The sequence below is a fragment of the Pedobacter sp. Leaf216 genome (assembly GCF_001421515.1).
In the GTDB taxonomy this organism is placed as follows: domain Bacteria; phylum Bacteroidota; class Bacteroidia; order Sphingobacteriales; family Sphingobacteriaceae; genus Pedobacter.
On sequence record NZ_LMKM01000007.1, the window covers coordinates 283,564 to 308,171 of the forward strand.

Consider the following 24,608-nt stretch of genomic DNA (forward strand, 5'->3'; position numbering starts at 1 on the left):
ACATTACATAAAAAAAGGAGTCAGGTTTAATAAAACCTGACTCCTTTAAAAGCTCTTTCTATTTATTATTAGTGCCCTGAATGACCATCAGCACCGTGTGCATGGCCATGAGCCAATTCATCCTGAGTAGCTTCGCGTACATTCAGAATTACACCACTAAACACTAAGTTTTTACCAGCCATCGGGTGGTTTAAATCTACAGAAATGGTTTCATCATGAACCGCAGTAACACCAGCTCTGAATTGGTTACCGTTATTATCCTGTAAAGGAATAACATCACCAACATTTGGCAATTCGCCACCAGCTTCGGTAAACATTGTTTTTGGAAGATCGGCAAATGCACCTGGATCGATGTCACCATAACCATCTGCAGCAGATAGTTCGAAGCCATATTCATCACCAGTTTTTAAACCGGTTAAATGTTCTTCAAATTTAGGCAACATCATGCCAACGCCATATAAAAATACTAAAGGATTTTCTTCATCAGCTTTTTCTACAAAAACTTGTTGTCCTTCTTCGTTAGTAGTATGCAATTCGTAAGTTAACGCTACTACAGAGTTTGGTGAAATATTCATTTAAATTAATTTATTGTAAATACTCTAATGCGTCCTCAACAGTGTTAACCGGCAACTGGCATACTTTATTTCGGCAAATATAAACTTTTGTTTCGTTGCTTTGCTTACCTTTTAACAGCGGTAGGTTACTTTTTGTTCCACCCAATGTAATTTTGTTTGGAATGTAATGTCCGCTTAATTCTAATTTAATCACATCTGTTTCTAAACCGGTAATGGCAATCTCGTTAATGCCGTAAATTTCATTTAGTAACTGGATGGCCCAGTTTGAGTAAGCGGAGCCATAACTTTTTATTTTTGGATGTACCGCAGCAAGCATTCCTGATGCTTTTTCCGCATAGTTTTCGTGATCAAAAAGTAAACCCATTTTTTTTAAATTTTGGGCCATTACAGAGTTGGAAGCAGGAATTACATTGTCCATCACTTCGTGTTTTCGGGCAATTAAATCTTCACTTTCGGCAGAGGTGTAGAAAAACATCGGTGAATCCGGATCAGTGAAATTAGCGATTACATAATTTGCAAATAATTTGGCTTCTTCCAACCATTTTTCATCAAAATCATATTCGTATAATGCAATTAAAGCTTCGATAAAAAAGGCATAATCATCTAAAAAACCGGTAATAGATGCTTTTCCATTTTTATAGTTCCGGTATAGTCCTCTCTTTTCAGATTTTAGATTATTTAAAATAAAATTAGCTGCAGCAGCTGCCTTTTCATAATATTGGTTGTGACTTAAAACTTGAGCAGCATCAGCCAGTGCTTTAATCATCATACCATTCCAGGCCGTTAAACATTTATCATCCAAACCTGGTCTAACCCTTTTGCTTCGTTCAGCCATTAATTTTGCCTTGGCCGATTTAACTTTATCATAAAGTGTTTCAGGTTCCAAATTATATCTCGAGAGCAAATCGTCGTCACTGATTGTTTTACGCAAAATATTGGTTTGTTCTTCTTCCCAGTTCCCATCTTCGGTAACGTTATAATATGCACCGATTAATTGAGCATCATCGCCTAAAATCTGATCGAAAGCTGCTTTATCCCAAACATAAAACTTACCTTCAATGCCTTCGCTATCTGCATCCAATGCCGAGTAAAACAATCCATCCGCAGATGTCATCTCTTCAAAAACCCAGTTAATGGTTTCAACAACAGTTTGTTTAAAAGAATCGAATTTAGTGCATTGATACGCTTCGGCATATAAACTGATTAATTGTGCGTTATCATACAGCATTTTTTCGAAATGAGGTACATGCCACTTGTCATCAACCGAATAACGGGCAAAGCCACCGCCAATCTGATCGTAAATGCCTCCCCTGCTCATTTCTTCCAAAGTGTGGCAAACAGCAGTGAAAACAGATTCATCATCCTTTAAAAAGCCATAACGTAATAAAAATACCCAATTATTAGGCAATGGAAATTTTGGTGCACGGTTATATCCTCCGTAACCAATATCAAAATGGCGCTTCCATGGTGTTACAATTTCGGTTAAATGTGCATCAATATATTCTTCAGTAGCTACGGCTGGAATTATTTTTTCACTGTCGTTAATGCCTGAAGTTAACCTTTCGGCATATTGAATGGCTTTATCAGGTTCGTTTGCCCAAAGAGCAGCAACATTTTCGAGGATGTTTATCCAATCATTTTTTCTAAAATAGGTTCCTCCGTAAATCGGACGCTGATCTGGCAAACAAATACAATTTAAGGGCCAGCCCCCGCTTCCGGTCATTAACTGTATGGCATACATATAAATCTGATCAATATCCGGACGCTCCTCCCGATCTACCTTTATACAGATAAAATGACGGTTCATCACCTCGGCCACTTCATGGTTTTCGAAACTTTCGCGCTCCATTACATGGCACCAATGGCAGGCCGAATAACCGATGCTCACCAATATCAATTTATTTTCAGCCTTTGCCTTTTCCAAAGCCTCAGTTCCCCATTCGCACCAATTAACGGGATTATGAGCATGTTGAAGAAGATATGGTGATGAAGCGTGGATTAAGTTATTGGTATCAGACATGGTGTTTAGTATATAAATGTAAGCCGGAAACAGAATTATAGTAAGGCGTAAATCTATTAATAATCTACAAACCTGTTTCGATTTAGTTTTTGTTTTTATACTTTAGTTGGAAATCTAAGCTTATAAAAAATGAAAATTACCCATACCGAAATATACCGCTTTAGTATCCCAATGGAACCTTTTGTGATTGCAACCGGAACCATGCATTTTGCCCAGAATGTATTGGTCAGGATTTATACCGACGCTGGTATCCACGGAACTGGAGAGTGCTCAGCTTTCCCGATGATTGTAGGTGAAACCCAGGAAACATGTATTGCGATGGCTAAAGATTTTGCAGCAATATTAAAAGGGAAAGATCCACTCGAAATTCCCGAGCGGATGAACGACTTATTGGGTTATGCAGACCATAACAATACCATTAAAAGTGCCTTTGATATGGCTTTATTTGATATTGCAGCAAAAAATGCAGAATTGCCATTATATAAATTCCTTGGAGGACAAAAGCGTACCATTGAGACCGATATGACCATCGGAATTGATACACCTGAAGGCATGGCCGCAACTGCATTGAAATACAAAAGCAAGGGTTGCAGGATTATTAAAATAAAGTTGGGCAAAAAGGTTCATGACGATATAGAAAGGGTAAAACACATCCGCGAAGCTGTAGGTGAAGAATTGATTTTACGTTTAGATGCCAACCAGGGATGGAGTTTTGATGATGCTTTATTTGCTTTGGGCGAATTGGAAAAATACAACATTGAATTTTGCGAACAGCCTGTGCGGACCTGGTACGATGATAAATTACCAGAGCTGAATGTAAACTCGCCAATTAAATTAATGGCCGATGAAAGCTGCTATAACCATCATGATGCCCGTAAACTGATCAATAGCCAGAGCACCACCTATTTAAACATTAAATTTTCGAAATCAGGAGGTATATTAGAAGCCCAAAAAATACACGAAGAAGCATTAAAGCATGGTGTAAAATGTATGATTGGCAGTATGCTGGAAAGTCGGATTGCGCTAAGTGCCAACCTTCATTTTGCGCTGGCAAGTCCAAATGTAGAATTTTTCGACCTGGATACTGCATTATTAGGGCATTTAGTAGATCCTGTAATTGGTGGCTTAACTTATAATGGCTACTTCCTTGATGTTCCTGATGAAATTGGCATAGGTGCCGAAGCAGATGAATTTTTCTTGGAGAAATGCGAAAGCTGGACGGTTTAATTTAACGAGTTGGGAGTTTGGGGTTTGGAATCGATCAACCGGTTTAAACAATTAAATGATTGTAAAAATCACAATAATAGATCCTAAAACAAATTCAGGATGACGCCACGAGGGTATATGACTAATAAAAAAGCCTTCTTGCAATGATGAAAAGGGTATAAATCATGTAGAATCAACTAATAACCATTGAATTAATGAACTAATAATCTATCCAACTCCAAACTATCGCCATTAAAAGCATTAAAATCAACCACATGCCCAATGCCGTTAATTTTGGCTTTATCAGAGTGTTGCCAAAACTTCCAGCGGCTATTATCCATGCGCAATTTTGGTTGATAATAATGGGCTATCCATAATGGATAATCATCAAAATAATCAAGCAGATAATCTTCGTAAAACTTAAGTCCGGTGTAAACAATCGGCCTTACTTTCGTCTTTAGCTCAACATAATTCAAAAAATCAGACAATTCTGCCCTCATTTTTAATGGAGAAACACCATCTAACGATTCAATATCAACAACCGGAGGTAAATCTCCTTTTTCTATATTAACCACCTGTAAAAAGAATTTCGCCTGCGTTTTCCCGTCCTTTTTTGGTCTGAAGAAATGATATGCACCACAGATAATACCAACTTTTGGTGCTTCGCGCCAGTTCCGCTGAAAATAGGGATCAACCAGCATCAATCCTTCTGTAGCTTTAATAAAGGCAAAACGGATGCTCACCTCATCTTCTTTCATTTCTTTTACCTTTTGCCAGTTTATTTTACCTTGATAATATGAAACATCAATGCCATGAATGCTATACTTTTTTGGAATTTTGATGTTAAAACTTTCATAAGTTCTATAATTTGGATCTTGCCCCCAATCTTTAACCCAGCGCCAGGTGGCAACAAAACTTCGTAATACGTAGCCGTAATAGAACGGAGAAAGCAAAATCAACAATAATCCGGCAATAACCAGTTTAAGCTGAACGGAGAGTACACTTTTCTTTTTTTTATTTGCAGCCGGTTTTCTGGTTACAGGTCTCCGAACGGCAGGTTTTCTGGCAACAGGCGTTTTATTTAATGGGGTTCTTTTCTCTGGCGGCATTTGATCGGTTTCCGGATGCAAATTTGTAAAAAATTACCCGATATTTTCTGCCGAACTTTTTTTAGTTTTTTAATGGATATTGAATTCAGATGATCAATTAATACATTACCTTTTACTATTTTTACGGCATCTAAAATAGCTAATGTTCAAACTCATTTTTAATACCTACAAAAGCTCCTTTAGCGGGTTGAGCAGAGAAACCTGGCTGCTGAGTTTTGTGATAATGTTCAACAGATTCGGCAGTATGTCTGTACCCTTTATGGGTTTGTTTGTTACCCAAAGCTTACATAGATCGGTAACGGATGCAGGTTTAATCATTATTTTATTTGGAGTTGGCTCGGTACTTGGCTCGGCAACGGGCGGTAAATTAACCGATATGATTGGCTTTCGCCCGGTACAGGTTTTATCATCCGTTGTAAGCGGCCTACTATTTATTTTATTTTCTACCCTTACTCATTTTTATAGTTTATGTGCCCTCGCAGTTGTGATTAGCTTTTTTTCTGAAGCTTTCCGCCCGGCTAATTTTACCGCAGTGGCACACTACGCCGCAGAAGGTACATTAACGCGATCGTACTCTTTAAACAGGTTAGCTACAAACATGGGCTGGTCTATAGGGATTAGTTTTGCAGGTATTATTGCTTCCATCAACTACAGGCTGCTTTTCGTGGTAGAAGGGGTGGTAAGTATTATTGTGGGTTTGTTAATCCTCTCATTTTTACCGCAAGTGAAAGGTTTTATTAAAAAAGCCAAAGAAACTGCACATAATATGGTTATTATGAAACCATGGAACGATGCTTTCTATGTAAAGTTTATTCTCCTCACCACCGTATTTATTACCTGTGCTTTTTTAATGTTCAGGATTGTACCCGTGTTTTTTAAACAAGAATGGCATATTGATGAATTTGCAATAGGTCTTATCATTGGCATCAACGGGGCCGTTATTGCCTTGTTTGAAATGGTGATGATCAATAAAATTGAAGCAAAAAGATCGCCCATATTTTTCATCATCATTGGTGCTATACTATTTTCCACTGCTTATCTCTTATTAAGTACCCCGCTAAGTTTTCATATTTTGATGGCAATACTAACTATTGTGGTTTTTACCTGCGGAGAAATGCTCACATTACCATTCATCAATACGATTGTAATTAGCAGAAGTAACGCACACAACAGGGGTTTATATGCCGCAGGATATACCTTAAGTTGGTCGTTTGCACAGCTGGCCGGGCCATATCTGGGATTTTTAGTGGCAGAAAACCTGGGTTACAATTGGCTTTGGATAGGAATTGCCTGCATGCTTTTACTGTGTGCCTGGGGATTTAATACACTAAATAAAAAGCAGGCTGAAATTTTGTTAGCAAAAAGCAAAGTTCAGCTGGAAACTGAATAAATTTCCAGCCGAACAGCAATTATTTTACTTGTTGGGCTTTAACACCCTCATTTGTAATTTTTACCGGAAGAATATTCCCATTAGCATCAAAATTCATTTCATCAATACAGGTAACACGGTGGTTTCCATCAGTTTCCGTTAACGGGCGACGGTGGTAAACGATATAATATTTTCCTTTTTTCTCATTGATAATTATAGAATGGTGACCTGCGCCGGTAGCAATTGCGGCATCTTGTTTTAAAATTTTACCCACTCTTTTAAATGGTCCAAAAGGTGAATCGCCAACAGCATAAGCTACAGAGTAATCCGGACCAGTCCAGCCGCCCTCGCTCCACATAAAATAGTATTTGCCATTTCTAATGAACATATATGGCCCTTCAACATAATTATCAGGTGTAATTTCTTTAAAGGTTTTTCCATCTTCAAAAGGCACAAAACCATTAAAATCCTTATTTAATTTGGCGATGTTACAATGTTTCCAGCCTCCATAAATTAAGTAATACTGACCATCTTTGTCTTTAAACACAAACTGATCAATCGGCTGTGCACCATTGTAAAACTTATCAACCAAAGGTTTCCCTAAATGGTCTTCATATGGTCCTTCCGGTTTATCAGCAACAGCAACGCCAATCCCTCCTACCTCATTATCGCTTTGAATATCATTTGCACCGAAAAACAGGTAATATTTTTTGTCTTTTTGTACTATTGCGGGTGCCCACATCGCTTTATTGGCCCATTTTACGGCTGCCGTATCTAAAATATGGGGATGTTTTTTCCATTTTACTAAATCGTCAGACGAAAAGGCATCTAAAAACACCTGTTCCTTGTATTTTGCAGAATAAGTAGGATAAACCCAATATTTATTATTGAAAATGGCAGCATCGGGATCTGCATACCAGCCGGGAAAGATTGGATTGCCAGATTGGTTAATCGTTTTAGTATCCTGAGCAAAAGAAGCAAGCCCTGATAAAAGTAAAAGTGAAGAGAATAGGTATTTCATGGTACCAATTTAGAAAAAAATAGCTATTAAAAAAATTTAGGTTATTCTATTTCCAGATGCAAAGAGATAGATATGATCTTCGACTACGCTCAGACTGATCATAAACGTTAAAATTATTTAGTTGTATAGGAAAGCAAAACCCGTAGCAATTCAGTTAAAGCAGTCCTACCCTTCGTTTCAAATCCCCGGCCTTATGCTTCGGCCAGCGGGTTTAACACTACGGTGAGGTTTAGGTTGCAGGGCTACCATTACTAATCAGGGCTGCAGGATGCATAATTAGCCCATCGCAATAACAAGCCTTTCAAAAAAGAACTACACTTTATCTAATAAACCCGACAAAGCTAAATAGCCCGGAATGGAGCGCAGCGAAATGAGGACTATAAGCGATGGCGGGACTACAGTACCTATAAAAAACAGAACCGCTCGTTTTCAAAAAAAATCGTCACCTCGACTGAAGTGTTGGCGAAATGGAGAGATCTGCTGAAAATAGATTTCTCGACTACGTTGCACTCCGCTCGAAATGACGATCTGTTGCGTCAGAACGCATAAATTAATCAAGCTTATTTACTCAGTTCTGCGAAATATTTATGGAACAAAGGCAAAGTTTCTATTCCTTTATAATAATTGTAAATATCATATTTCTCATTTGGCGAGTGTAAAGCATCGCTATCTAAACCGAAGCCAAAAAGTACCGATTTAATACCTAAAACATCTTCGAACAGTGCCACAATAGGAATACTTCCTCCACCGCGCGTAGGGATTGCTTTTTTACCAAAGCTATCTTCAATTGCTTTTTCTGCTGCCTGGTAAGCAACGCTGTCTGTTGGGGTTACTACAGGTTCGCCGCCATGGTGAGGGGTAACTTTAACTTTAACATTTTTAGGGGCAATGCTTTCAAAATGTTTGGTGAATATTTCTGCAATTTCTTCTGAACTTTGGTGAGGAACCAAACGCATCGAAATTTTTGCATTTGCTTTACTTGGCAATACGGTTTTGGCGCCTTTGCCAATATATCCACTCCATATTCCATTCACTTCCAATGTTGGGCGGGTTCCTGTACGCTCTAAAGTAGAATATCCTTTTTCTCCCCATACCTCATCAATATCAAGATCTTTTTTGTATTCAGCTTCATCGTAAGGTGCAGAATTTAATGCTTTTTTCTCCTCATCAGTTAATTCTAATACTTTATCATAAAATGCAGGAATTGTAATGTGGTTGTTTTCATCGTGTAAGGAAGCAATCATTTTGCAAAGTATAGTAGCCGGATTGGCCACAGCACCACCATATACACCTGAGTGTAAATCGCGGTTCGGGCCAACAACTTCTACCTCCATATAAGCCAAACCACGCAAACCGGTTTCAATAGATGGATGATCCATGCTGATCATTGAGGTATCAGAAATTAAAACCACATCAGCCTTTAAACGTGCAGCATTATCTTTTACAAAAATGCCAAGATTTGCAGAACCTACCTCCTCTTCGCCCTCAATCATAAATTTAACGTTGCAAGCCAGGGTATTGGTTTCCATCATCAGTTCAAATGCTTTTACATGCATATAAAACTGTCCTTTATCATCGCAAGCACCGCGTGCATAAATTTTGCCATCGCGTACAGTAGGTTCAAAAGGTGGTGTGTGCCAAAGTTCTAACGGATCGGCCGGTTGAACATCATAGTGGCCATATATTAATACAGTGGGTAATGAAGCATCTATAATTTTTTCTCCGTAAACAATAGGATATCCTGCAGTCGGACAAATTTCAACGTTATCAGCACCAGCATCTTTTAATTTCTGTGCAACATAATCGGCAGTTTTTAAAACATCTCCTTTATATTTCGGATCAGCACTAACCGATGGAAAACGCAATAACTCAAACAGTTCATCTAAAAAACGTTGTTTGTGCGTTTCTACATAATTTTTAATCTCTTGCATAACAAAATGAATTTGGACAAATATAGGCTTTACCAAATAAATGGCACAGTAAGTATTTACAAATTATCCGGGCCAGGGCGTAAAACTCAGCTAATAATCAAACAGTTAAAATGTTTATTTATTTTTTGCCATAGCTAAAAACCAACCCTTAATTTTTTAAAATTAAAACCGTCTTTTAACCGATACAAAAAAATAATTTAATGTTTGTAAAAAAGAATGTTGCAGCACCATTTCTATTTACTTTTTTGTAAATTGCGCCCCATAACAGATATCCTTAAATCCTGTAAGAAAGAATTTTAACAATGAAGTTTAGCGCAAAAGTATTTTTATCTCTGCTGCTGCTTCTGTTTGTCCGTACTTCTGCTTTCGCCCAGGCTCCAAATCCAACTCGGGTAAGTTGCCCCGAAGCCGCCCAATATTACGCTAAAGACAGTATTAACATTGTAACTTTTGGTGCCAGCACGGTAGAAGGTGTAAATGGAGTTGGTTTCCAAACCATGCTTCAGAATAATTTTTTAAACTGTTATACCAATAAGGTAGTCGATATTACCAATCACGGTATCGGTGGTCAAACTACTTTTCAGGGTTTACTCAGAATTGATAACGCAATAGCCAACAGAACAGGTTTTATTGTAATTGATATGGGCATAAACGATGCGTTGTCTATTGCCGCAGGTAAAGGCAGCTTGGCCCAAACGGTTTCGAACATGCGCGTTTTTATCACCTCCAGTTTAAAACAGAAGTTAGTTCCAATTATATGTACCCTTCAGTTTGTAGACGATAGAACAAATAAGAGTTATGTTGCGGTTAATACCAATATCAGGAACATTAACGCCGCCTACAGAAAATTGGCCACTGAATACAAAATTTACCTTGCAGATGTAAATGCCGCAATGAGACGCGATTTTACGCTGTATCAGGATGCCTTCCACCCCAATGCACGGGGCTACCGGTTAGTTAGTTACGTAATTTTTGATGCCGTTAACAAAGCTATTTTTGATAAGTTTTTAAAGTTTACCGTTTCTCAAAACTATCCTAACCCTGCGGCAATGCAAACGTTTATTGATGTGGTTTTGCCTGAATCGGACAAACTTAACATACAGATTTACGACATGATGGGCCGATTGGTTAAAACGGTTGTAAATGAATACCTCAATACCGGAAAACACACCTTAGAAATCAATACTTCAACCTTTGTACCGGGTATATATTTTTTCAAAATATCTTCTGATTCCGGCCAGTATAATACAGCAAAAAAGTTTATTGTAGCGCGGTAACAAAAGATTTAAATAATTGTCTACACAGTAGATTAATATGTTTTTATATCTTTAACCATGTCTGCAGCGTCCTTATTTACCAATGAAACCATTGATCTCGATCAACTACCAAAATATGAAGAGATAACGCTTAAAAAGCCGCATCCGGATTACTGGAAAATCATTTGCATTAACTTGCTAATCTTTTTCGGCATCCTGGGCATGGGTACAACTGCATTACTTCTACTTTTTAAAGAAATAAGGCCAAATGCAGTGTGGATAATCCCCGCTTATATCGTTCTGGTTGTTATTTCCTTTCTGCTTTTCCGTTTAAGCTTTAAAAAAAGGGGTTATGCAATGCGTAAGCACGATGTAATTTATAAAAATGGGATCATTGCAGAATCTACAACGATTGTTCCGTTAAACAGAATTCAGCATATTGAATTAAATGAAGGTATTTTTTCAAGAGCATACAAATTAGGATCGCTACAACTGTTTACGGCAGGTGGCCAAAGCGGCCATATCCGCATTTCAGGCATCGCCATTGATGAAGCCCGAAGCATTAGGGATTTATTGCTGAAAAAACTCGATCTGCTCGAAAAACCATTACCAGAAACTGAAGCATAATGGATAACGACTTTAGTAAACCACAACGCGAATCGGCATTTGGCATTATTATAATGGGTGCCCATACTTTTTTACAGATAGCTAAAGGAACCTTTTTTGTATTTGTTGCAGCCTTTATTAAATTACCAACCTCTACTTTTATATACCTTTTGCTGGGCATTGCTTTTATCATGCTGGTGAGTGCATTTTTTGCCTATTTATGGTACCTAAAGTTTACTTTCTTTTTAGATAAAGAAAAACAGGAATTTGTAGTGAACAAAGGGATTTTTAGCCGCGACCAGGTAATTATTCAGCTTGATAAAATACAGCAGGTTAATATTAATCAAAACATTTTGCAAAAAATTATTGGAATTTATGGCCTTAAATAGATACTGCGGGTGCTCACGGAGATGAAGTAAGCATAAGAGCTATCGACGAAATTTCTGCCTATAACCTTAAAGAACATCTTTTAAACCGAAAAGAAGAGGCAGAAACACAGTTGGAAGTAGCGCAAGACAAGAATTTAACCGCAGAAGTACCGTTTTTAAAAATCAGTGCGTGGACTTTGTTAAAGGTAGGCCTAACTTCTAATTATGGCCAAAGCATGGGATTGCTGATTGCCTTTTTTTATACAGTTATATATGAAGGCAGGCAGGTACTCGATGCTTTTAAAATTAATAAAGATGAAATTCAGAGCACTGTAACAGGCATGTTAACTATAGTAACGGTATTTATTTTAATTGCCTGCCTTTTAGTTGTGTTACTTTTGATTAACCTGATAAGAACATTTTATAAATATTTCGAACTCGAAATTAGCCAGCATAAAAACACCCTCCTACTTTCATCAGGCTTAATTGCTAAGAAAAATACGATCATTAGCCCCGATAAAGTTCAGATAACAAAATATAGTCAGAATTATTTCCAGGAAAAGATGAATATGCTGAACATGAGTTTAAGGCAGGCTCATTTTGGTCAAAGTAAAAAAGGACACGAAATGCAGGGAAATACACTGGAAATTCCTGGCTGTAACCCTACTGAGCGGGATGAACTGTTAAAAATGATTTTAGGTGAAGCACAATTACATGGAAAAACTTTTATTCCCGATTGGCGCTTTCTAAATTTACCAATTTTCTTTAAACTGGTATTGCCCGTAAGCATATTCCTGATCATTGCGTTTAATGTACCCGAAATAAAGCCCTATATAGGCATTGCCATTGCTTATTTGGCAATTGGTATATTAATGATCTACATCAGTTACAAAAGGCACCGGCTTGCAGTAAACCAAGATTTTATTATCAAAAAGAGTGGCATTTGGGATATTTCCAACGAAATTGTAAAGCCAGATAAAATTCAGGCCATTACCACTTTTCAATTTCCCTGGCATAAAGGTGTAGATGTAGGTCACCTATCACTACACACCGCTGCCGGCCAAATTCATTTTAAATATGGCAATTACACAGAAATTAAATTATTGGTAAATTATTGGTTGTATCAGGTAGAAAGCAGAAACGAAAATTGGATGTAAATCCTCACCAATAATAGCATTAAATGAAGCGTAGCGGAAAATTTTAACGCTACGCTTCAGCATAATTATTTTCAGCAATTACAGTATCATAATCCCTTTGATGTTTCCTGCTTGCTTATAAACAGCAATCACCTCATCGGCATTTTGCATTTGCTTTTTTACTGTAATCGATACATATTTACCGGTTTTTGAAGGTTGTTCAATAAACTCATCATCAGGTAAAATTGCACGTAGTTCCTGGATCTTGTCCAAACCACCAGTAATTATAAATTTAAAATTGTAAATACCAGGAAACTGCTCAACACTTTCCAATTTCTCTTTTAAATTGGCATAAATATCTGTATTTGCCCCTTCCGGGATATCAGAAAACTCAATATCCTTATTCATTTTTTTCTCGTCCATTTCTAAAAACATATCAAATTCTATACCCAAATAAATAGGATGTAATTCTGACAGCCTATCACGTTTTGATAACCTGAGAATATAGAAATTAGCAATAATCGACAGAAAATATCTTAATAGTGTTTAATCAACTCCCCATTGCATGAAAATTATATTTTGTGACCGTTTTTCTTGTGACCAAAAAAACTGTCACAAGAAAATGTGACACAAAAAATTTTGTAAGTTTTTTTGTTTGCCAATAGGTTGTAAATCTTTTTCCGATGCCAATCCTTGCATCCTTGCCTATGTAGCAAAACCAGTCTGCAATAATTACAGCAGGCTGGTTCGGTTTAAAACTAATTACTAACAACTTTGGCAAAAAGCCACAGGAATTGTTATTTTTGAACCTCAAAAAAACAGGAGCCGATTTGGATTATTTAGCAGGATTAAACCCACAACAAAGAGCAGCAGTAGAGAACACAAAAGGACCGGTAATGATTGTTGCGGGTGCGGGTTCGGGCAAAACCAGGGTAATTACGTTTCGTGTTGCCCACCTCATTCAAACCGGCACAGATCCTTTTAACATTCTGGTTTTAACCTTTACCAATAAAGCGAGTAAGGATATGCGCGAGCGTATTAGTAAAGTGGTTGGTGCCGAGGCGAAAAACATTTGGATGGGAACTTTTCACTCTGTTTTTGCAAAAATTTTACGCGTAGAGGCTGAAAAAATCGGTTATCCAAACAATTTTACCATTTATGATACCGATGATAGTAAAAGTGTAATCCGTGCAATTTTGAAAGAAATGCAGCTGGATGATAAATTATACGCCGCGAATTTTGTTTTTAACAGAATTTCATCGGCCAAAAATAATCTAATTTCATGGGGAGAATACCAGGCTAACGACCAGATACAGGCAGAAGATATTCAGAATAAACGCCCTTTAATTGGCCAGATTTACGAAACTTATGCCAAACGTTGTTTCAGGGCAGGTGCGATGGATTTTGATGATTTGCTTTTTAAAACGAACATCCTTTTAAAAGAGCATCCGGATGTATTGAATAAATACCAGCAGAAATTTAAATACCTGATGGTGGATGAGTACCAGGATACCAACTTTTCGCAATATACCATTGTAAAAAAACTGGCTGCCGCTTATCAGAATATCTGTGTTGTGGGTGATGATGCACAAAGTATTTATGCTTTCCGTGGGGCCAATATCCAGAACATTTTAAATTTTGAGCGCGATTATCCTGATTTAAAGGTTTATAAATTAGAGCAGAATTACCGTTCTACCCAAAATATTGTGGATGCAGCGAGCAGTATCATCGCGAATAACAAAAATCAGCTCGAAAAAAATGTTTTTTCTGATAACGAACCTGGCGACCGCATTAAAGTATCGAGGGCTTTTACAGATAACGAAGAGGGAAAGCTGGTTGCCGAAGCCATTATTCAGGAAAGGAGCACAAAAGGCTATCAACACAACGATTTTGCCATTTTATACCGTACCAATGCACAAAGCAGGGCTATGGAGGAAGGATTACGCAAATTAAATATTCCATATCGTATATATGGCGGCCAATCTTTCTACCAACGTAAGGAGATTAAGGATTTAATTGCCTATTTCCGTTTAACATTTAATCCTAAAGATGAAGAAGCCATAAAAAGGGTAATCAACTACCCAAAACGTGGTATTGGAGATACTTCTATTGATAAGATTATTGTTGCTGCAGATCAAAATGGCAAAACCATGTGGGATGTAATTTCGAACGCGCACGAATATGTTGATGGCCGTTTAGCAAACCAGCTTAACGATTTTGCCATGATGGTACAAAGTTTTCAGGCAGAAGCGAAAAAGCTCGACGCCTACGATACCGCTTTGTTTATTGCGCAGCATGCTGGTATTTTGAAAGAACTCTATACCGATGATAGCGTTGAAGGACGCGCGCGATACGAAAATATCCAGGAGTTATTAAACGGTATTAAAGAATTTGCAGAGCGTGAAGATATCGAAGAAAAAGGACTGGATATTTTTATGCAGGATGTTGCCCTTTTAACTAACGATGATAAAGATGGCGACAAAAATAAAGATACCGTTTCTTTAATGACGATCCACTCGGCTAAAGGTTTGGAGTTTAAAAATGTATTTATAGTAGGTTTGGAAGAAAACCTGTTCCCTTCTCAAATGTCGTTAACCAACCGGACAGATTTAGAAGAGGAACGCCGTTTATTTTATGTGGCCATTACCCGTGCCGAGGTAAAACTAACCCTTACTTATGCTACCTCGCGTTACCGTTGGGGAACATTAACCAATTGCGAACCAAGCCGTTTTATTAATGAAATAAGTCCGAAATTTTTAGAGTTAGATGTTAAACCAGCCAAATCTACCAGTTTTGAAGGCAGTTTTGATGATGAACGGAAATCATGGACATCGCAGCCTCGCGATTTCATTAGCAAACCAAAGCCAGCTGCAGGTGCAACTGCATCTGCTCCACCAGTACGACCAAAAACAACGTCCTTATTGGCAAAGGCACACGTACCCACCCCTGGTTTTACACCATCACAGGCACACGAATTTCAAGGCGGTATGGAAGTGGAACACGAAAAATTCGGTTTCGGTAAAATCATCAGTTTAGAAGGTACTTTACCAGATGTTAAGGCAACCGTATTTTTTCAGGGTTTGGGCAACAAGCAATTGCTGCTTAAATTTGCAAAACTAATGATTGTAAAATAGCCTTTTTTACCACAAAGGCACCAAGTACATTAAGAATTTCTTCGCTAATCTTTGTGATCTTTGTGTCTTTGTGGTTTATATGAAAAACCTGGGCAACCTACCCTATTCGCTTTTCTCTTTGCATACTTTGCGGTTTAAATTACCCTGGTTAAAACTTGAAAAACCATAAAATTATCCTTAATATTGGTTTCGGTTCTCCCGATCACAAACCATGCAACTTACCAGATTAGAGATTAAAGGTTTTAAGAGCTTTGGCGATAAAGTGACCATCAATTTTAATGAAGGGGTTACCGCTATTGTTGGTCCTAATGGTTGCGGAAAATCCAATGTAATTGATGCGATGCGTTGGGTTTTGGGTGAACAGAGTACCAAAGCCTTACGTTCTGAAAAGATGGAGAACATCATTTTCAATGGTACAAAAAACCGTAAGCAGGCTCAGCTTGCTGAGGTTTCGTTAAGTTTTGACAACACCAAAAATATTCTTCCCACTGCCTATTCGCAAGTTACCGTTACCCGTAAACTTTATAGAAATGGCGATAGTGAATACCGTTTAAACGATGTTCAGTGCAGGTTGAAAGACATTACCGACTTATTTTTAGATACTGGAATCGGCTCTGATAGTTATTCGATCATTGAGCTTAAAATGGTAGATGAAATTATTACCAATAAAGAACACAGTCGCCGTTCGCTGTTTGAAGAAGCATCGGGCATCTCTAAGTATAAATTACGTAAAAAACAGACTTTCAGTAAGTTAAAAGATACTGAAACAGATCTTGAACGTGTTGAAGATTTGCTTTTTGAGATTGAAAAAAACCTTAAAACTTTAGAAAACCAAGCCCGCAAAGCAGAACGTTATTATAAATTAAAAGAGCAATACCGCGAGTTGAGTGTTCAATTGGCTACACACCGGATTGCATTTTTCCGCACCGATTTAAACGCTTTAGAAATCCAGGAGCAAAACCAACAGGTAAACCGCACCGAACTCAATGCTAAAATAGATACTGGTGAAGCTGAGCTGCAAAAGCTTAAATTGGGAAGCATCAATCAGGAAAAAAATCTCTCTGTACAACAAAAGGCTACAAACGAGTTTGTTTCTAAAATCCGTGCTTACGAAAGCGAAAAAAAGGTAAAAAATGAGCAGATGCGTTTTTTACAGGAAAAGGAAACGCGTTCATCTGGCGAACTCGAAAAAGATAAGAACCAGGTTAACCACATTAAATACAACATCAAACGTTTAAACGAAGAGGTAGTAACAGAAACCGAGGTTTTTAACAAACTTGAATCTGATTTAAAAAGCTTAAAAACTACACTTAATACGTTACGCGAACAACAGCAAACTGAAAAAAACAGGATTGATAACCTGATAAAATCTGTTAACGAACTTCAAAACCAAGTGTATCAATCACAAAAAGAGATTGATATCCTGAATATTCAAAAAGATGCTTTGGTACAGGAAACCAACCGAAATGTTGATGATACAGAAACCAAAACATTAGAATTAAAAGCATTTGACCATGCTTTGGCCGAATTAGATATACAGGTGAGAGAAAAGCAGGCCACAATTAAAAACCTCACCGAGGCCGAAGAAATTTTAAAAGAAAAACTCGCCGCTTCAGAAATCAATTTAAGTTCGAACAAAGAAAAACTGGCTACCGAAAACCGGAAAAAGGATGCCAAACAAAATGAATATAACCTCACCAAATCATTGGTTGATAGCTTGGAAGGCTTTCCGGAATCTATCCGTTTTTTAAAGAAAAACAATGCATTTGCTAAAAGTGCCTTGCTCCTTTCGGATATTTTATTTTGTAATGAAGATTACCGCATAGCCATTGAAAATTACCTCGAACCGGTAATGAACCATTATGTGGTAGATCAGTATAGCGATGCTGTTCAGGCGATTAACCTTTTAACCGATGCCAGCCGTGGACGGGCTAATTTTTTCATTTTAGAAAATGTGCCGGATAAAAATCCTGTTATTGGTACTCATGAAGGTTTGATATCAGCTTTATCAGTAATAGAAGTCGACAAAAAGTACCAGAACCTTTGTAATTTGTTGTTACAAAACGTATATATAGCTGTAGCCGACCAAGAAAACCTATTTAAAACAACGCCTACCGATACTTTAACCATTTTGGCCAAAAATGGGAAATATGCACAAACTAAATTTACTTTGGCAGGTGGTTCTGTAGGGTTATTTGAGGGAAAAAGGATTGGAAGGGCTAAAAATTTAGAAAATCTCGCTAAGGAAATTAAGGCTTCAGAAGTTTTGATCAACCAATACAATACGGCAATTAAAACCGAAACTGATCATATTTTTGATTTAAAAGAGGCTTCAAAAATTAATCAGATCAGTGCTTTGCAACAAGAAATGAACCGTTTAAATAACGAACACATTTCGGTTCAAACCCGCCGCGATCAATACCAGGAATTTATCACCACCAGTGAAAACCGCAAGACAGATATTGCGCAAAAAATAGTTTCTATTGAAAAAGCATTATCAGAAAAGTTGCCCGCACTGGTTCAATTGCAAAAAGACCAGCAGGAAGCACACGTAAATTTGCAGGAACAACAACTTAATTATCAGGAAATTGCCGATCAGGTGAATGAAAGTGCAGGTAAATACAATCAGGATAATATCCGTTTTCACCAGCAACAAAATAAGTTATCAGGCTTAGAAAAAGATTTGGATTACCGTTTTGTACAGGAAGAAGCGTTAAACAAGCGCATTGCCCAAAATGATAAAGAATTACAGGAAGCACTCATCCAGATTACGGCAACATTACAACATACCGATCTTACCGACGATACACTTTTAGAAATGTATCAACAACGTGAAGAAATGGAAAAAGGGCTTGCTGAAGCAGAACAAGCATATTTTACAAGTAAAGGAAGCATTAACGAGGTGGAAAACGACCTGACTAATATCCGTAAAAACCGCGAGGAAACCGATTTCTTACTTACAGAAATAAAGGATAAGAAAAATGCTTTAAAAATTGATCTGAATGCGTTAAAAGAACGTTTGGCTGTTGAATTTAACATAGACATTAACGATCTTTTAGATACCGATACCGAAATAGAAGCTTTAGAGAGTGAATTCGATCTCCGCCAGAAAGTTGAGAAAATGAAACGGCAGTTAGACGAATTTGGTGCCATCAACTCTATGGCAATGGAGGCCTTTAAGGAAATGGAAGAACGATATACTTTTATTCAAAATCAGAAGAAAGATCTTAATGCTGCTAAAACGGATCTTTTGCAAACCATAAAAGAGATAGACGACACTGCTAAAGATAAATTTATGCAGGCCTTTACCCAGGCCCGTGAACATTTTATTGTGGTTTTCCGCTCATTGTTTAATGAAGAAGATAGCTGCGACCTGATTTTATCGGACATTAACAATCCTTTAGAAGCTGATATTGATATTATTGCCCGTCCGAAAGGTAAAAGACCGCTATCCATCAACCAGTTATCTGGCGGAGAAAAAACGCTTACTGCCACAGCGTTATTGTTTTCGCTTTACCTGCTAAAACCTGCTCCATTCTGTATTTTTGATGAGGTTGATGCGCCATTGGATGATACCAACATCGATAAATTCAATAATATCATCCGAAAATTCTCCGATCAATCGCAATTTATCATCGTTTCGCACAACAAACGGACCATTGCCAGCACCGATATCATTTATGGCGTAACCATGGTAGAACAAGGCGTTTCGAGAGTTGTAGCGGTTGATTTAAGGGAAGTGGCGGCGTAAAAGCTTAAAAGTTAAACCTGAAAGACCAAAGCAAAACCTACCATTTCTTCTATTGCGATAAGGCTTTTTAAGCCGATAAGCTGTCCCGGCACAAACTTTTATTAGTTTTTTTTATTAGAAATGAAAGCAACAGCTTTTCTCGGTCTTCAGCCCTGCTGTACACTATAGTCCCGACTTTTTGTCGGGAGCTGCCGTTTCCATCAGGTTTAAAAACGCAATGCTGTTCATTTAACAGTGTTTGAATAGCATAATGAAAAATGTATATTTGTTATAACAACTTAAGGATATGTTAGCTACAGTTAAAGGATATTACGAAAAAGGAAAGATAACGTTGAAAGAAAAAGCACCTGTACAAACAAAAACAGAGGTTATTGTTACCTTTCTTACAGATGAACAACCAGCTATCTTAAAAAGAATTCCGGGTGCGCTGAAAGGTAAAATATCAATCCCAGAAAATTTTAACGATCCTCTAGATGATTTAAAAGAGTACATGTAATGGCATATAATTACTATCTTTTAGATACTCATTGCTTACTTTGGTTTCAGGAAAACAGTGCAAAAATCCCAAAAAAAGTTTTGGATATTATTCAAAACATAAAAAATATCGTTTACTTTAGTCAAATTAGTTCATTCGAAATCTCAATAAAACAATCTCTTGGTAAACTTCCCCACTTCAGTGTAACTGTTGAGGACATTTATAATCAAGCACTTTTAGATGGTTTTACTTTTTTATCAATTGAAAATTCCCCAATTTTCAATTATAATAACGTCCCATTGTTGAATGTGCACAGAGATCCATTTGATCGGTTAATAATTTCTTCAGCGATATGAAAAGATGCTATCTTATTATCCGCCGATGAAAAATTCAAGTTGTATCCAACTATTTTAAAATTGTTTTGGCAGTAATCTATTATAACTATGAAAATTCTATATATCATTCCCTTAGCTATTATGCTAAGCAGCTGTTCATCAGTAAAAAATCAAAACACAGCAGTTTCAGGCAAACTAGATACCCAACTGCTAAAAGATGTGGAAGTATTATCTTCTGATGCTTACCAGGGTCGAAAAACAGGTACTAAAGGAGCAGAAATGGCGCGGGCCTATATTATAGAGCGGTTTCAGAAATTAGGTTTAAAATCATATCCTCAACATGTAAATTACGCACAGGAGTTTACTTTTAACGGAAGATCTGGTGCAAAGGTAAACGGAACCAATATTATCGGATACATACCGGGTAAAAGTAGCAATGTTATAGTGGTATCTGCACATTATGATCATTTGGGCGTAGTAAAAGACGAAGTTTTTAACGGCGCTGATGATAATGCATCCGGAACTGCAGGATTATTAAAAATTGCAGCCTATTTTGCCAAAAACAAACCCAACAACACGATCATTTTCGCCTCTTTCGATGCCGAAGAAATGGGCTTACAGGGTGCAAAGGCATTTGTTTCCAATCCTCCGGTAAACATCAATACAATTGCTGTTGATTTGAACATGGATATGATTAGCCATAGTGATAAAGGTGAACTCTATGTCTGCGGGACTTTCAAATATCCGGATTTAAAGAAGTATGTAGATACGACTAAAACCAACATTAAATTACTTTTCGGTCATGATGATCCAAAACAAGGCCATGATGACTGGACCAACCAGAGCGATCATGGTGCATTTAACGCTAAAAACATTCCTTTTTTATATTTCGGTGTAGAAGACCATAAAGATTACCACAAAGCTACTGACGAATATTCGACAATCACTAAACCCTTTTTTAGTAATGCCGCTGCCGCCGTACTCGATGTGGTAAAAAATATTGATAAACAAACAGGTCTACAGCAGTTATTAAAGGATAAAATGATTATGATGGATAATCCAAGAAAGTCGGAAAAGTTTTAATTTTCTGAGCGTTGCAGCGTTTAAATTCGTGTGCCAATATAAATGGAATTCATGTTGGTAAAATCGAGCTGGCATCAAATCAAATTGAAACAGCGCATTAATTATTGCGGAACGTAAACCACATATTTAGTTTCAAAGAAATCTTCCTCAAAATAAGCTGAAAGTGGATATAATTCTGCTTTCAGTTTAGATTCTTTAATTTCTTCAGCTAAATCACCACCCTTTAGGTACAAAATTCCATTAGAAATCGCATTTAATGAATCTTTTTTAAATTTACCTTGTATCCATGGATAAAATTCGCCTAAACGTGTAACCGCTCGTGATACAATAAAATTAAATTTCTCCTTAATCTGCTCTGCCCTTAAATGATCAGCCCTTAAATTTTCCAAACCCAGGGCCGAAGCCACTTCTTTCACAACTTTAATTTTTTTTCCGATAGAATCCACTAGGTAAAATTCTGTTTCAGGAAACAGAATGGCTAAAGGAATGCCTGGGAACCCTCCTCCTGTACCTACATCTAAAACCGATTCGCCCGCTTTGAAAGTGCAAACTTTCGCAATCCCTAATGAGTGTAACACATGGCGTTCATATAACTCTTCAATATCTTTTCTTGAAATTACATTGATCTGTGCATTCCAAAAGCTATATAATTCAAACAGTTGCGAAAACTGTGCAATCTGTTTTTCGCTTAAATCTGGGAAATATTTTAAAACGATATCGGGCTTTACATCAAGCATATTGTAGTTACTAAAGATTATTGAATTATTTCCAGTTTACTTTTTTCTTGCCAAACATGGCTAAAAATCCATTCAAAGTTAAAAATAAGAACAAAAGTATATCTAAAATCGGGAACCACCAACGTAAATCGCCATAGTTTAAGCGTTTTAGCAGTTTTGGGTAGATAAAACACCTGATGATGATACTCAATCCAAGAATTCCAAGGGCAATGTATTGTGCTTCGCGACTAAAAAACATACCTGCCGCAAAGAAAGCGTAAAATAAAAATTGGAACACTATCTGCAGACTTAAAATAAACTTATGCTTTGATTTATATAATTTACCCGCTCCGAAATGACGCTTTTTCTGCCTTAAATAACCTCCCCAGGTATTATTGGGTACGCTCCAAACATGGCTATCTTTGTTTATACGGATTTCCGTATTGTATTTATTGGCGTGTGCATTTACAAACAAATCATCATCTCCGGAAGGGATATGCATATGTGCGGCAAAGCCTTTATTCTTAAAAAAAAGCGATTTTTTATAGGCCATGTTTCGTCCTACACCCATATAAGGCATTCCCTTTAAAGCAAACGATAAATAATTAACAGCTGTAAAAAAGGTTTCAAAACGGATCAATGCATTTAAAAGGCTTCTTTTTTTCATGTAAGGCGAATAGCCCAAAATAATTTCAGTATTTTCATCTGCCGATGGTTGCATATCCAATAACCAACGTTGAGAAGCTGGCTCACAGTCTGCATCCGTAAAAACCAGCCAATCATACTTAGCAGCCTTTATGCCCATGGTTACCGCGAACTTTTTACCGGCAATAAATTTATCGTTATCTAAAATTTTAACCACTTTAAGGTTACTGTATTTTTTTTCCAGCTGCTCTAAAAACTCTTCTGTTCCATCCCATGAGCGATCGTTAACCACCACAACTTCAAATTCGGGGTAATCCTGGTTAAAGAGCGAAGGCAGATACTGTTCTAAATTTTTAATTTCATTTCGGGCACAAACGATTACACTTATCGGTTTTCGGGCTGATAATGGAACCTCTTCGATACTTACGGTGGCCAATCTTAAATGAACAAAAAGTACAAAATACAGCTGAACCAAAAGGCAAAAAGCCAATATAGAGAGCAGAGTAATTTCAAGCGGAGTTAATATCACGATGGTTAAATAAATAGGCGCAAATTTCTCATTTTTAATCTGTAAAACACTTTTATGTGGATAAAAAATTAAACAAAATAATGCCCTCAATTTTTGCTATTTTTGGCAGATTTTCGACGAGAAAAAACACATATAAACCATTTACCATCAAAAAAAAGTATTTGATGTGAAGTAGCTCCAATTTACAACTGGAGGAAAATAAATAGAAACAGATGAAATTTAGTTTACAGGCTAACGATCCTTTATCAAAAGCCAGGGCCGGAACAGTAACAACTGCGCATGGCGAAATACAAACCCCTATTTTTATGCCTGTGGGCACTGCCGGAACAGTAAAAGCGGTGCATCAACGCGAACTTAAGGAGGATATTGACGCAAAAATTATTCTTGGCAATACCTATCACTTATATTTAAGACCAGGATTGGAAATTCTTGAAAAAGCGGGTGGCCTACACAAATTTATAGGCTGGGACCGTCCGATTTTAACAGATAGCGGAGGTTACCAGGTTTATTCTTTAAGTAAAGTGCGTAAGATTAAGGAGGAAGGCGTTACTTTTCATTCTCACATTGATGGATCAAAACATCTTTTTACGCCCGAATATGCAATGGATATTCAACGTACCATTGGTGCTGATATCATTATGGCTTTTGATGAATGTACGCCTTATCCGTGCGATTATACTTATGCTGCTCAATCGATTAAAATGACGCACCGTTGGTTAAAACGCTGCTGTGAACGCTTTGATAGTACCGAGCCTAAATATGGTTTCGATCAAACACTTTTTCCGATCGTTCAAGGTTCTGTATATAAGGATTTACGCATAAAATCTGCAGAATTTATTGCCAGTATGGATCGTGAAGGGAATGCGATTGGCGGTTTATCTGTAGGTGAGCCTGCGGAAGAAATGTATGCCATGACAGAAGTGGTATGCAATATATTACCGGAAGAAAAACCACGTTATTTAATGGGTGTGGGTACACCGATCAATATTTTAGAGAATATAGCGTTGGGCATTGATATGTTCGATTGTGTAATGCCAACAAGAAATGCAAGAAACGGAATGCTTTTTACCCGGAATGGCATTATAAACATCAGAAATAAAAAATGGGAGAATGATTTTTCTCCATTAGATGCGGAGAGCGATCTTCATGTTGATTTAGTAACCAGTAAAGCTTATTTAAGACATTTAGTGCACAGTAAGGAGATGCTTGGCGCACAAATTGCTACCTTACATAACTTACACTTCTACTTATGGTTGGTAAAACAGGCCAGAGAGAAGATTATTGCAGGTGAATTTTACGAGTGGAAAAACAAAATGGTTAAAATATTAGGCAATAAGCTATAA

At 37.3% G+C, this 24,608-nt stretch carries 19 protein-coding genes; 11 read left to right on the forward strand and 8 right to left on the reverse strand.

All coding sequences use genetic code 11. The features are described from left to right. Positions 1 to 68: 68 nt before the first annotated feature. A complete protein-coding gene (locus ASE74_RS06370; RefSeq protein ID WP_055905862.1) occupies positions 69 to 575 on the reverse strand; it encodes a peptidylprolyl isomerase in 507 nt (168 codons plus the stop codon). Between the two features lie 10 nt (positions 576 to 585). Then, a complete protein-coding gene (locus tag ASE74_RS06375; protein WP_055905865.1) occupies positions 586 to 2,595 on the reverse strand; it encodes a thioredoxin domain-containing protein in 2,010 nt (669 codons plus the stop codon). Positions 2,596 to 2,724: 129 nt separating this feature from the next. Between ASE74_RS06375 and ASE74_RS06380 the strand changes: the two genes are divergently transcribed. Next, positions 2,725 to 3,822 (forward strand): mandelate racemase/muconate lactonizing enzyme family protein, encoded by a 1,098-nt coding sequence (locus tag ASE74_RS06380; RefSeq protein ID WP_055905868.1) that lies wholly within the window; start codon positions 2,725 to 2,727, stop codon positions 3,820 to 3,822. 191 nt (positions 3,823 to 4,013) lie between these two features. On the opposite strand, the gene ASE74_RS06385 is transcribed toward ASE74_RS06380, so the two are convergent. Continuing rightward, the gene (locus ASE74_RS06385; RefSeq protein ID WP_055905871.1) at positions 4,014 to 4,910 is read right to left on the reverse strand and encodes a glycoside hydrolase family 25 protein; all 897 of its coding nucleotides are present in this window, start codon (positions 4,908 to 4,910) and stop codon (positions 4,014 to 4,016) included. Positions 4,911 to 5,052: 142 nt separating this feature from the next. Between ASE74_RS06385 and ASE74_RS06390 the strand changes: the two genes are divergently transcribed. Further along, a complete protein-coding gene (locus ASE74_RS06390; RefSeq protein ID WP_055905875.1) occupies positions 5,053 to 6,300 on the forward strand; it encodes an MFS transporter in 1,248 nt (415 codons plus the stop codon). Between the two features lie 19 nt (positions 6,301 to 6,319). Here ASE74_RS06390 and ASE74_RS06395 read toward each other — a convergent pair whose 3' ends face one another. Together ASE74_RS06395 and ASE74_RS06400 are read right to left on the reverse strand one after the other, a co-directional pair. Continuing rightward, positions 6,320 to 7,300, reverse strand: a complete 981-nt coding sequence (locus ASE74_RS06395) for a glycoside hydrolase family 43 protein (RefSeq protein WP_055905878.1) — start codon at positions 7,298 to 7,300, stop codon at positions 6,320 to 6,322. Positions 7,301 to 7,860: 560 nt separating this feature from the next. Next, a complete protein-coding gene (locus tag ASE74_RS06400; protein ID WP_055905881.1) occupies positions 7,861 to 9,231 on the reverse strand; it encodes a dipeptidase in 1,371 nt (456 codons plus the stop codon). Positions 9,232 to 9,533: 302 nt separating this feature from the next. Between ASE74_RS06400 and ASE74_RS06405 the strand changes: the two genes are divergently transcribed. From ASE74_RS06405 to ASE74_RS06420, 4 genes are all read left to right on the forward strand, one after another. Next, positions 9,534 to 10,508, forward strand: coding sequence for an SGNH/GDSL hydrolase family protein (locus tag ASE74_RS06405; RefSeq protein WP_055905885.1), 975 nt, complete (start codon positions 9,534 to 9,536; stop codon positions 10,506 to 10,508). 57 nt (positions 10,509 to 10,565) lie between these two features. Then, positions 10,566 to 11,114 (forward strand): PH domain-containing protein, encoded by a 549-nt coding sequence (locus tag ASE74_RS06410; protein WP_055905888.1) that lies wholly within the window; start codon positions 10,566 to 10,568, stop codon positions 11,112 to 11,114. After that, positions 11,114 to 11,482 carry a PH domain-containing protein gene (locus ASE74_RS06415; protein ID WP_055905891.1) on the forward strand — a complete coding sequence of 123 codons (369 nt, stop codon included), beginning with the start codon at positions 11,114 to 11,116 and terminating at the stop codon, positions 11,480 to 11,482. The genes ASE74_RS06410 and ASE74_RS06415 overlap by 1 nt, the downstream gene beginning before the upstream one ends. A 110-nt stretch (positions 11,483 to 11,592) precedes the next feature. Next, positions 11,593 to 12,618: a PH domain-containing protein gene (locus ASE74_RS06420; protein ID WP_055905894.1), complete on the forward strand. Its 1,026-nt coding sequence runs from the start codon at positions 11,593 to 11,595 to the stop codon at positions 12,616 to 12,618. Between the two features lie 78 nt (positions 12,619 to 12,696). Here the strand turns inward: ASE74_RS06420 and ASE74_RS06425 are convergent, their stop codons facing one another. Continuing rightward, positions 12,697 to 13,020, reverse strand: a complete 324-nt coding sequence (locus ASE74_RS06425) for a DUF493 family protein (protein WP_235526021.1) — start codon at positions 13,018 to 13,020, stop codon at positions 12,697 to 12,699. 407 nt (positions 13,021 to 13,427) lie between these two features. Here ASE74_RS06425 and ASE74_RS06435 point away from each other — a divergent pair, with 407 nt between their 5' ends. The 4 genes from ASE74_RS06435 to ASE74_RS06455 all read left to right on the forward strand — a co-directional run bounded on the left by ASE74_RS06435 (position 13,428) and on the right by ASE74_RS06455 (position 21,375). Then, entirely contained in the window at positions 13,428 to 15,731 is a 2,304-nt protein-coding gene (locus tag ASE74_RS06435; protein WP_055906596.1) for an ATP-dependent helicase, read from the forward strand. 211 nt (positions 15,732 to 15,942) lie between these two features. Then, positions 15,943 to 19,482 carry a chromosome segregation protein SMC gene (smc, locus tag ASE74_RS06440; protein ID WP_055905904.1) on the forward strand — a complete coding sequence of 1,180 codons (3,540 nt, stop codon included), beginning with the start codon at positions 15,943 to 15,945 and terminating at the stop codon, positions 19,480 to 19,482. A gap of 286 nt (positions 19,483 to 19,768) precedes the next feature. Then, complete coding sequence (locus tag ASE74_RS06445) at positions 19,769 to 19,978, forward strand: hypothetical protein (protein WP_055905907.1); 210 nt, start codon at positions 19,769 to 19,771, stop codon at positions 19,976 to 19,978. Positions 19,979 to 20,400: 422 nt separating this feature from the next. After that, positions 20,401 to 21,375: a M28 family peptidase gene (locus ASE74_RS06455; RefSeq protein WP_055905910.1), complete on the forward strand. Its 975-nt coding sequence runs from the start codon at positions 20,401 to 20,403 to the stop codon at positions 21,373 to 21,375. Positions 21,376 to 21,476: 101 nt separating this feature from the next. Here ASE74_RS06455 and rsmG read toward each other — a convergent pair whose 3' ends face one another. Both rsmG and ASE74_RS06465 read right to left on the reverse strand, forming a co-directional pair. After that, on the reverse strand, positions 21,477 to 22,112 hold the full coding sequence (gene rsmG / locus ASE74_RS06460; protein WP_055905913.1) for a 16S rRNA (guanine(527)-N(7))-methyltransferase RsmG: 636 nt from the start codon (positions 22,110 to 22,112) through the stop codon (positions 21,477 to 21,479). Positions 22,113 to 22,137: 25 nt separating this feature from the next. Then, positions 22,138 to 23,355: a glycosyltransferase gene (locus ASE74_RS06465; RefSeq protein ID WP_369800132.1), complete on the reverse strand. Its 1,218-nt coding sequence runs from the start codon at positions 23,353 to 23,355 to the stop codon at positions 22,138 to 22,140. Between the two features lie 122 nt (positions 23,356 to 23,477). Between ASE74_RS06465 and tgt the strand changes: the two genes are divergently transcribed. Further along, positions 23,478 to 24,608 (forward strand): tRNA guanosine(34) transglycosylase Tgt, encoded by a 1,131-nt coding sequence (tgt, locus tag ASE74_RS06470; RefSeq protein WP_055905916.1) that lies wholly within the window; start codon positions 23,478 to 23,480, stop codon positions 24,606 to 24,608.

What these genes read in the sequence shown, in the direction of transcription:
- ASE74_RS06370 (WP_055905862.1), bottom strand. Translation starts at nt 575, where the DNA reads ATGAATATTTCACCAAACTCTGTAGTAGCGTTAACTTACGAATTGCAT.
- ASE74_RS06375 (WP_055905865.1), bottom strand. Translation starts at nt 2,595, where the DNA reads ATGTCTGATACCAATAACTTAATCCACGCTTCATCACCATATCTTCTT.
- ASE74_RS06380 (WP_055905868.1), top strand. Translation starts at nt 2,725, where the DNA reads ATGAAAATTACCCATACCGAAATATACCGCTTTAGTATCCCAATGGAA.
- ASE74_RS06385 (WP_055905871.1), bottom strand. Translation starts at nt 4,910, where the DNA reads ATGCCGCCAGAGAAAAGAACCCCATTAAATAAAACGCCTGTTGCCAGA.
- ASE74_RS06390 (WP_055905875.1), top strand. Translation starts at nt 5,053, where the DNA reads ATGTTCAAACTCATTTTTAATACCTACAAAAGCTCCTTTAGCGGGTTG.
- ASE74_RS06395 (WP_055905878.1), bottom strand. Translation starts at nt 7,300, where the DNA reads ATGAAATACCTATTCTCTTCACTTTTACTTTTATCAGGGCTTGCTTCT.
- ASE74_RS06400 (WP_055905881.1), bottom strand. Translation starts at nt 9,231, where the DNA reads ATGCAAGAGATTAAAAATTATGTAGAAACGCACAAACAACGTTTTTTA.
- ASE74_RS06405 (WP_055905885.1), top strand. Translation starts at nt 9,534, where the DNA reads ATGAAGTTTAGCGCAAAAGTATTTTTATCTCTGCTGCTGCTTCTGTTT.
- ASE74_RS06410 (WP_055905888.1), top strand. Translation starts at nt 10,566, where the DNA reads ATGTCTGCAGCGTCCTTATTTACCAATGAAACCATTGATCTCGATCAA.
- ASE74_RS06415 (WP_055905891.1), top strand. Translation starts at nt 11,114, where the DNA reads ATGGATAACGACTTTAGTAAACCACAACGCGAATCGGCATTTGGCATT.
- ASE74_RS06425 (WP_235526021.1), bottom strand. Translation starts at nt 13,020, where the DNA reads ATGGACGAGAAAAAAATGAATAAGGATATTGAGTTTTCTGATATCCCG.
- smc (WP_055905904.1), top strand. Translation starts at nt 15,943, where the DNA reads ATGCAACTTACCAGATTAGAGATTAAAGGTTTTAAGAGCTTTGGCGAT.
- ASE74_RS06445 (WP_055905907.1), top strand. Translation starts at nt 19,769, where the DNA reads ATGTTAGCTACAGTTAAAGGATATTACGAAAAAGGAAAGATAACGTTG.
- ASE74_RS06455 (WP_055905910.1), top strand. Translation starts at nt 20,401, where the DNA reads ATGAAAATTCTATATATCATTCCCTTAGCTATTATGCTAAGCAGCTGT.
- rsmG (WP_055905913.1), bottom strand. Translation starts at nt 22,112, where the DNA reads ATGCTTGATGTAAAGCCCGATATCGTTTTAAAATATTTCCCAGATTTA.
- tgt (WP_055905916.1), top strand. Translation starts at nt 23,478, where the DNA reads ATGAAATTTAGTTTACAGGCTAACGATCCTTTATCAAAAGCCAGGGCC.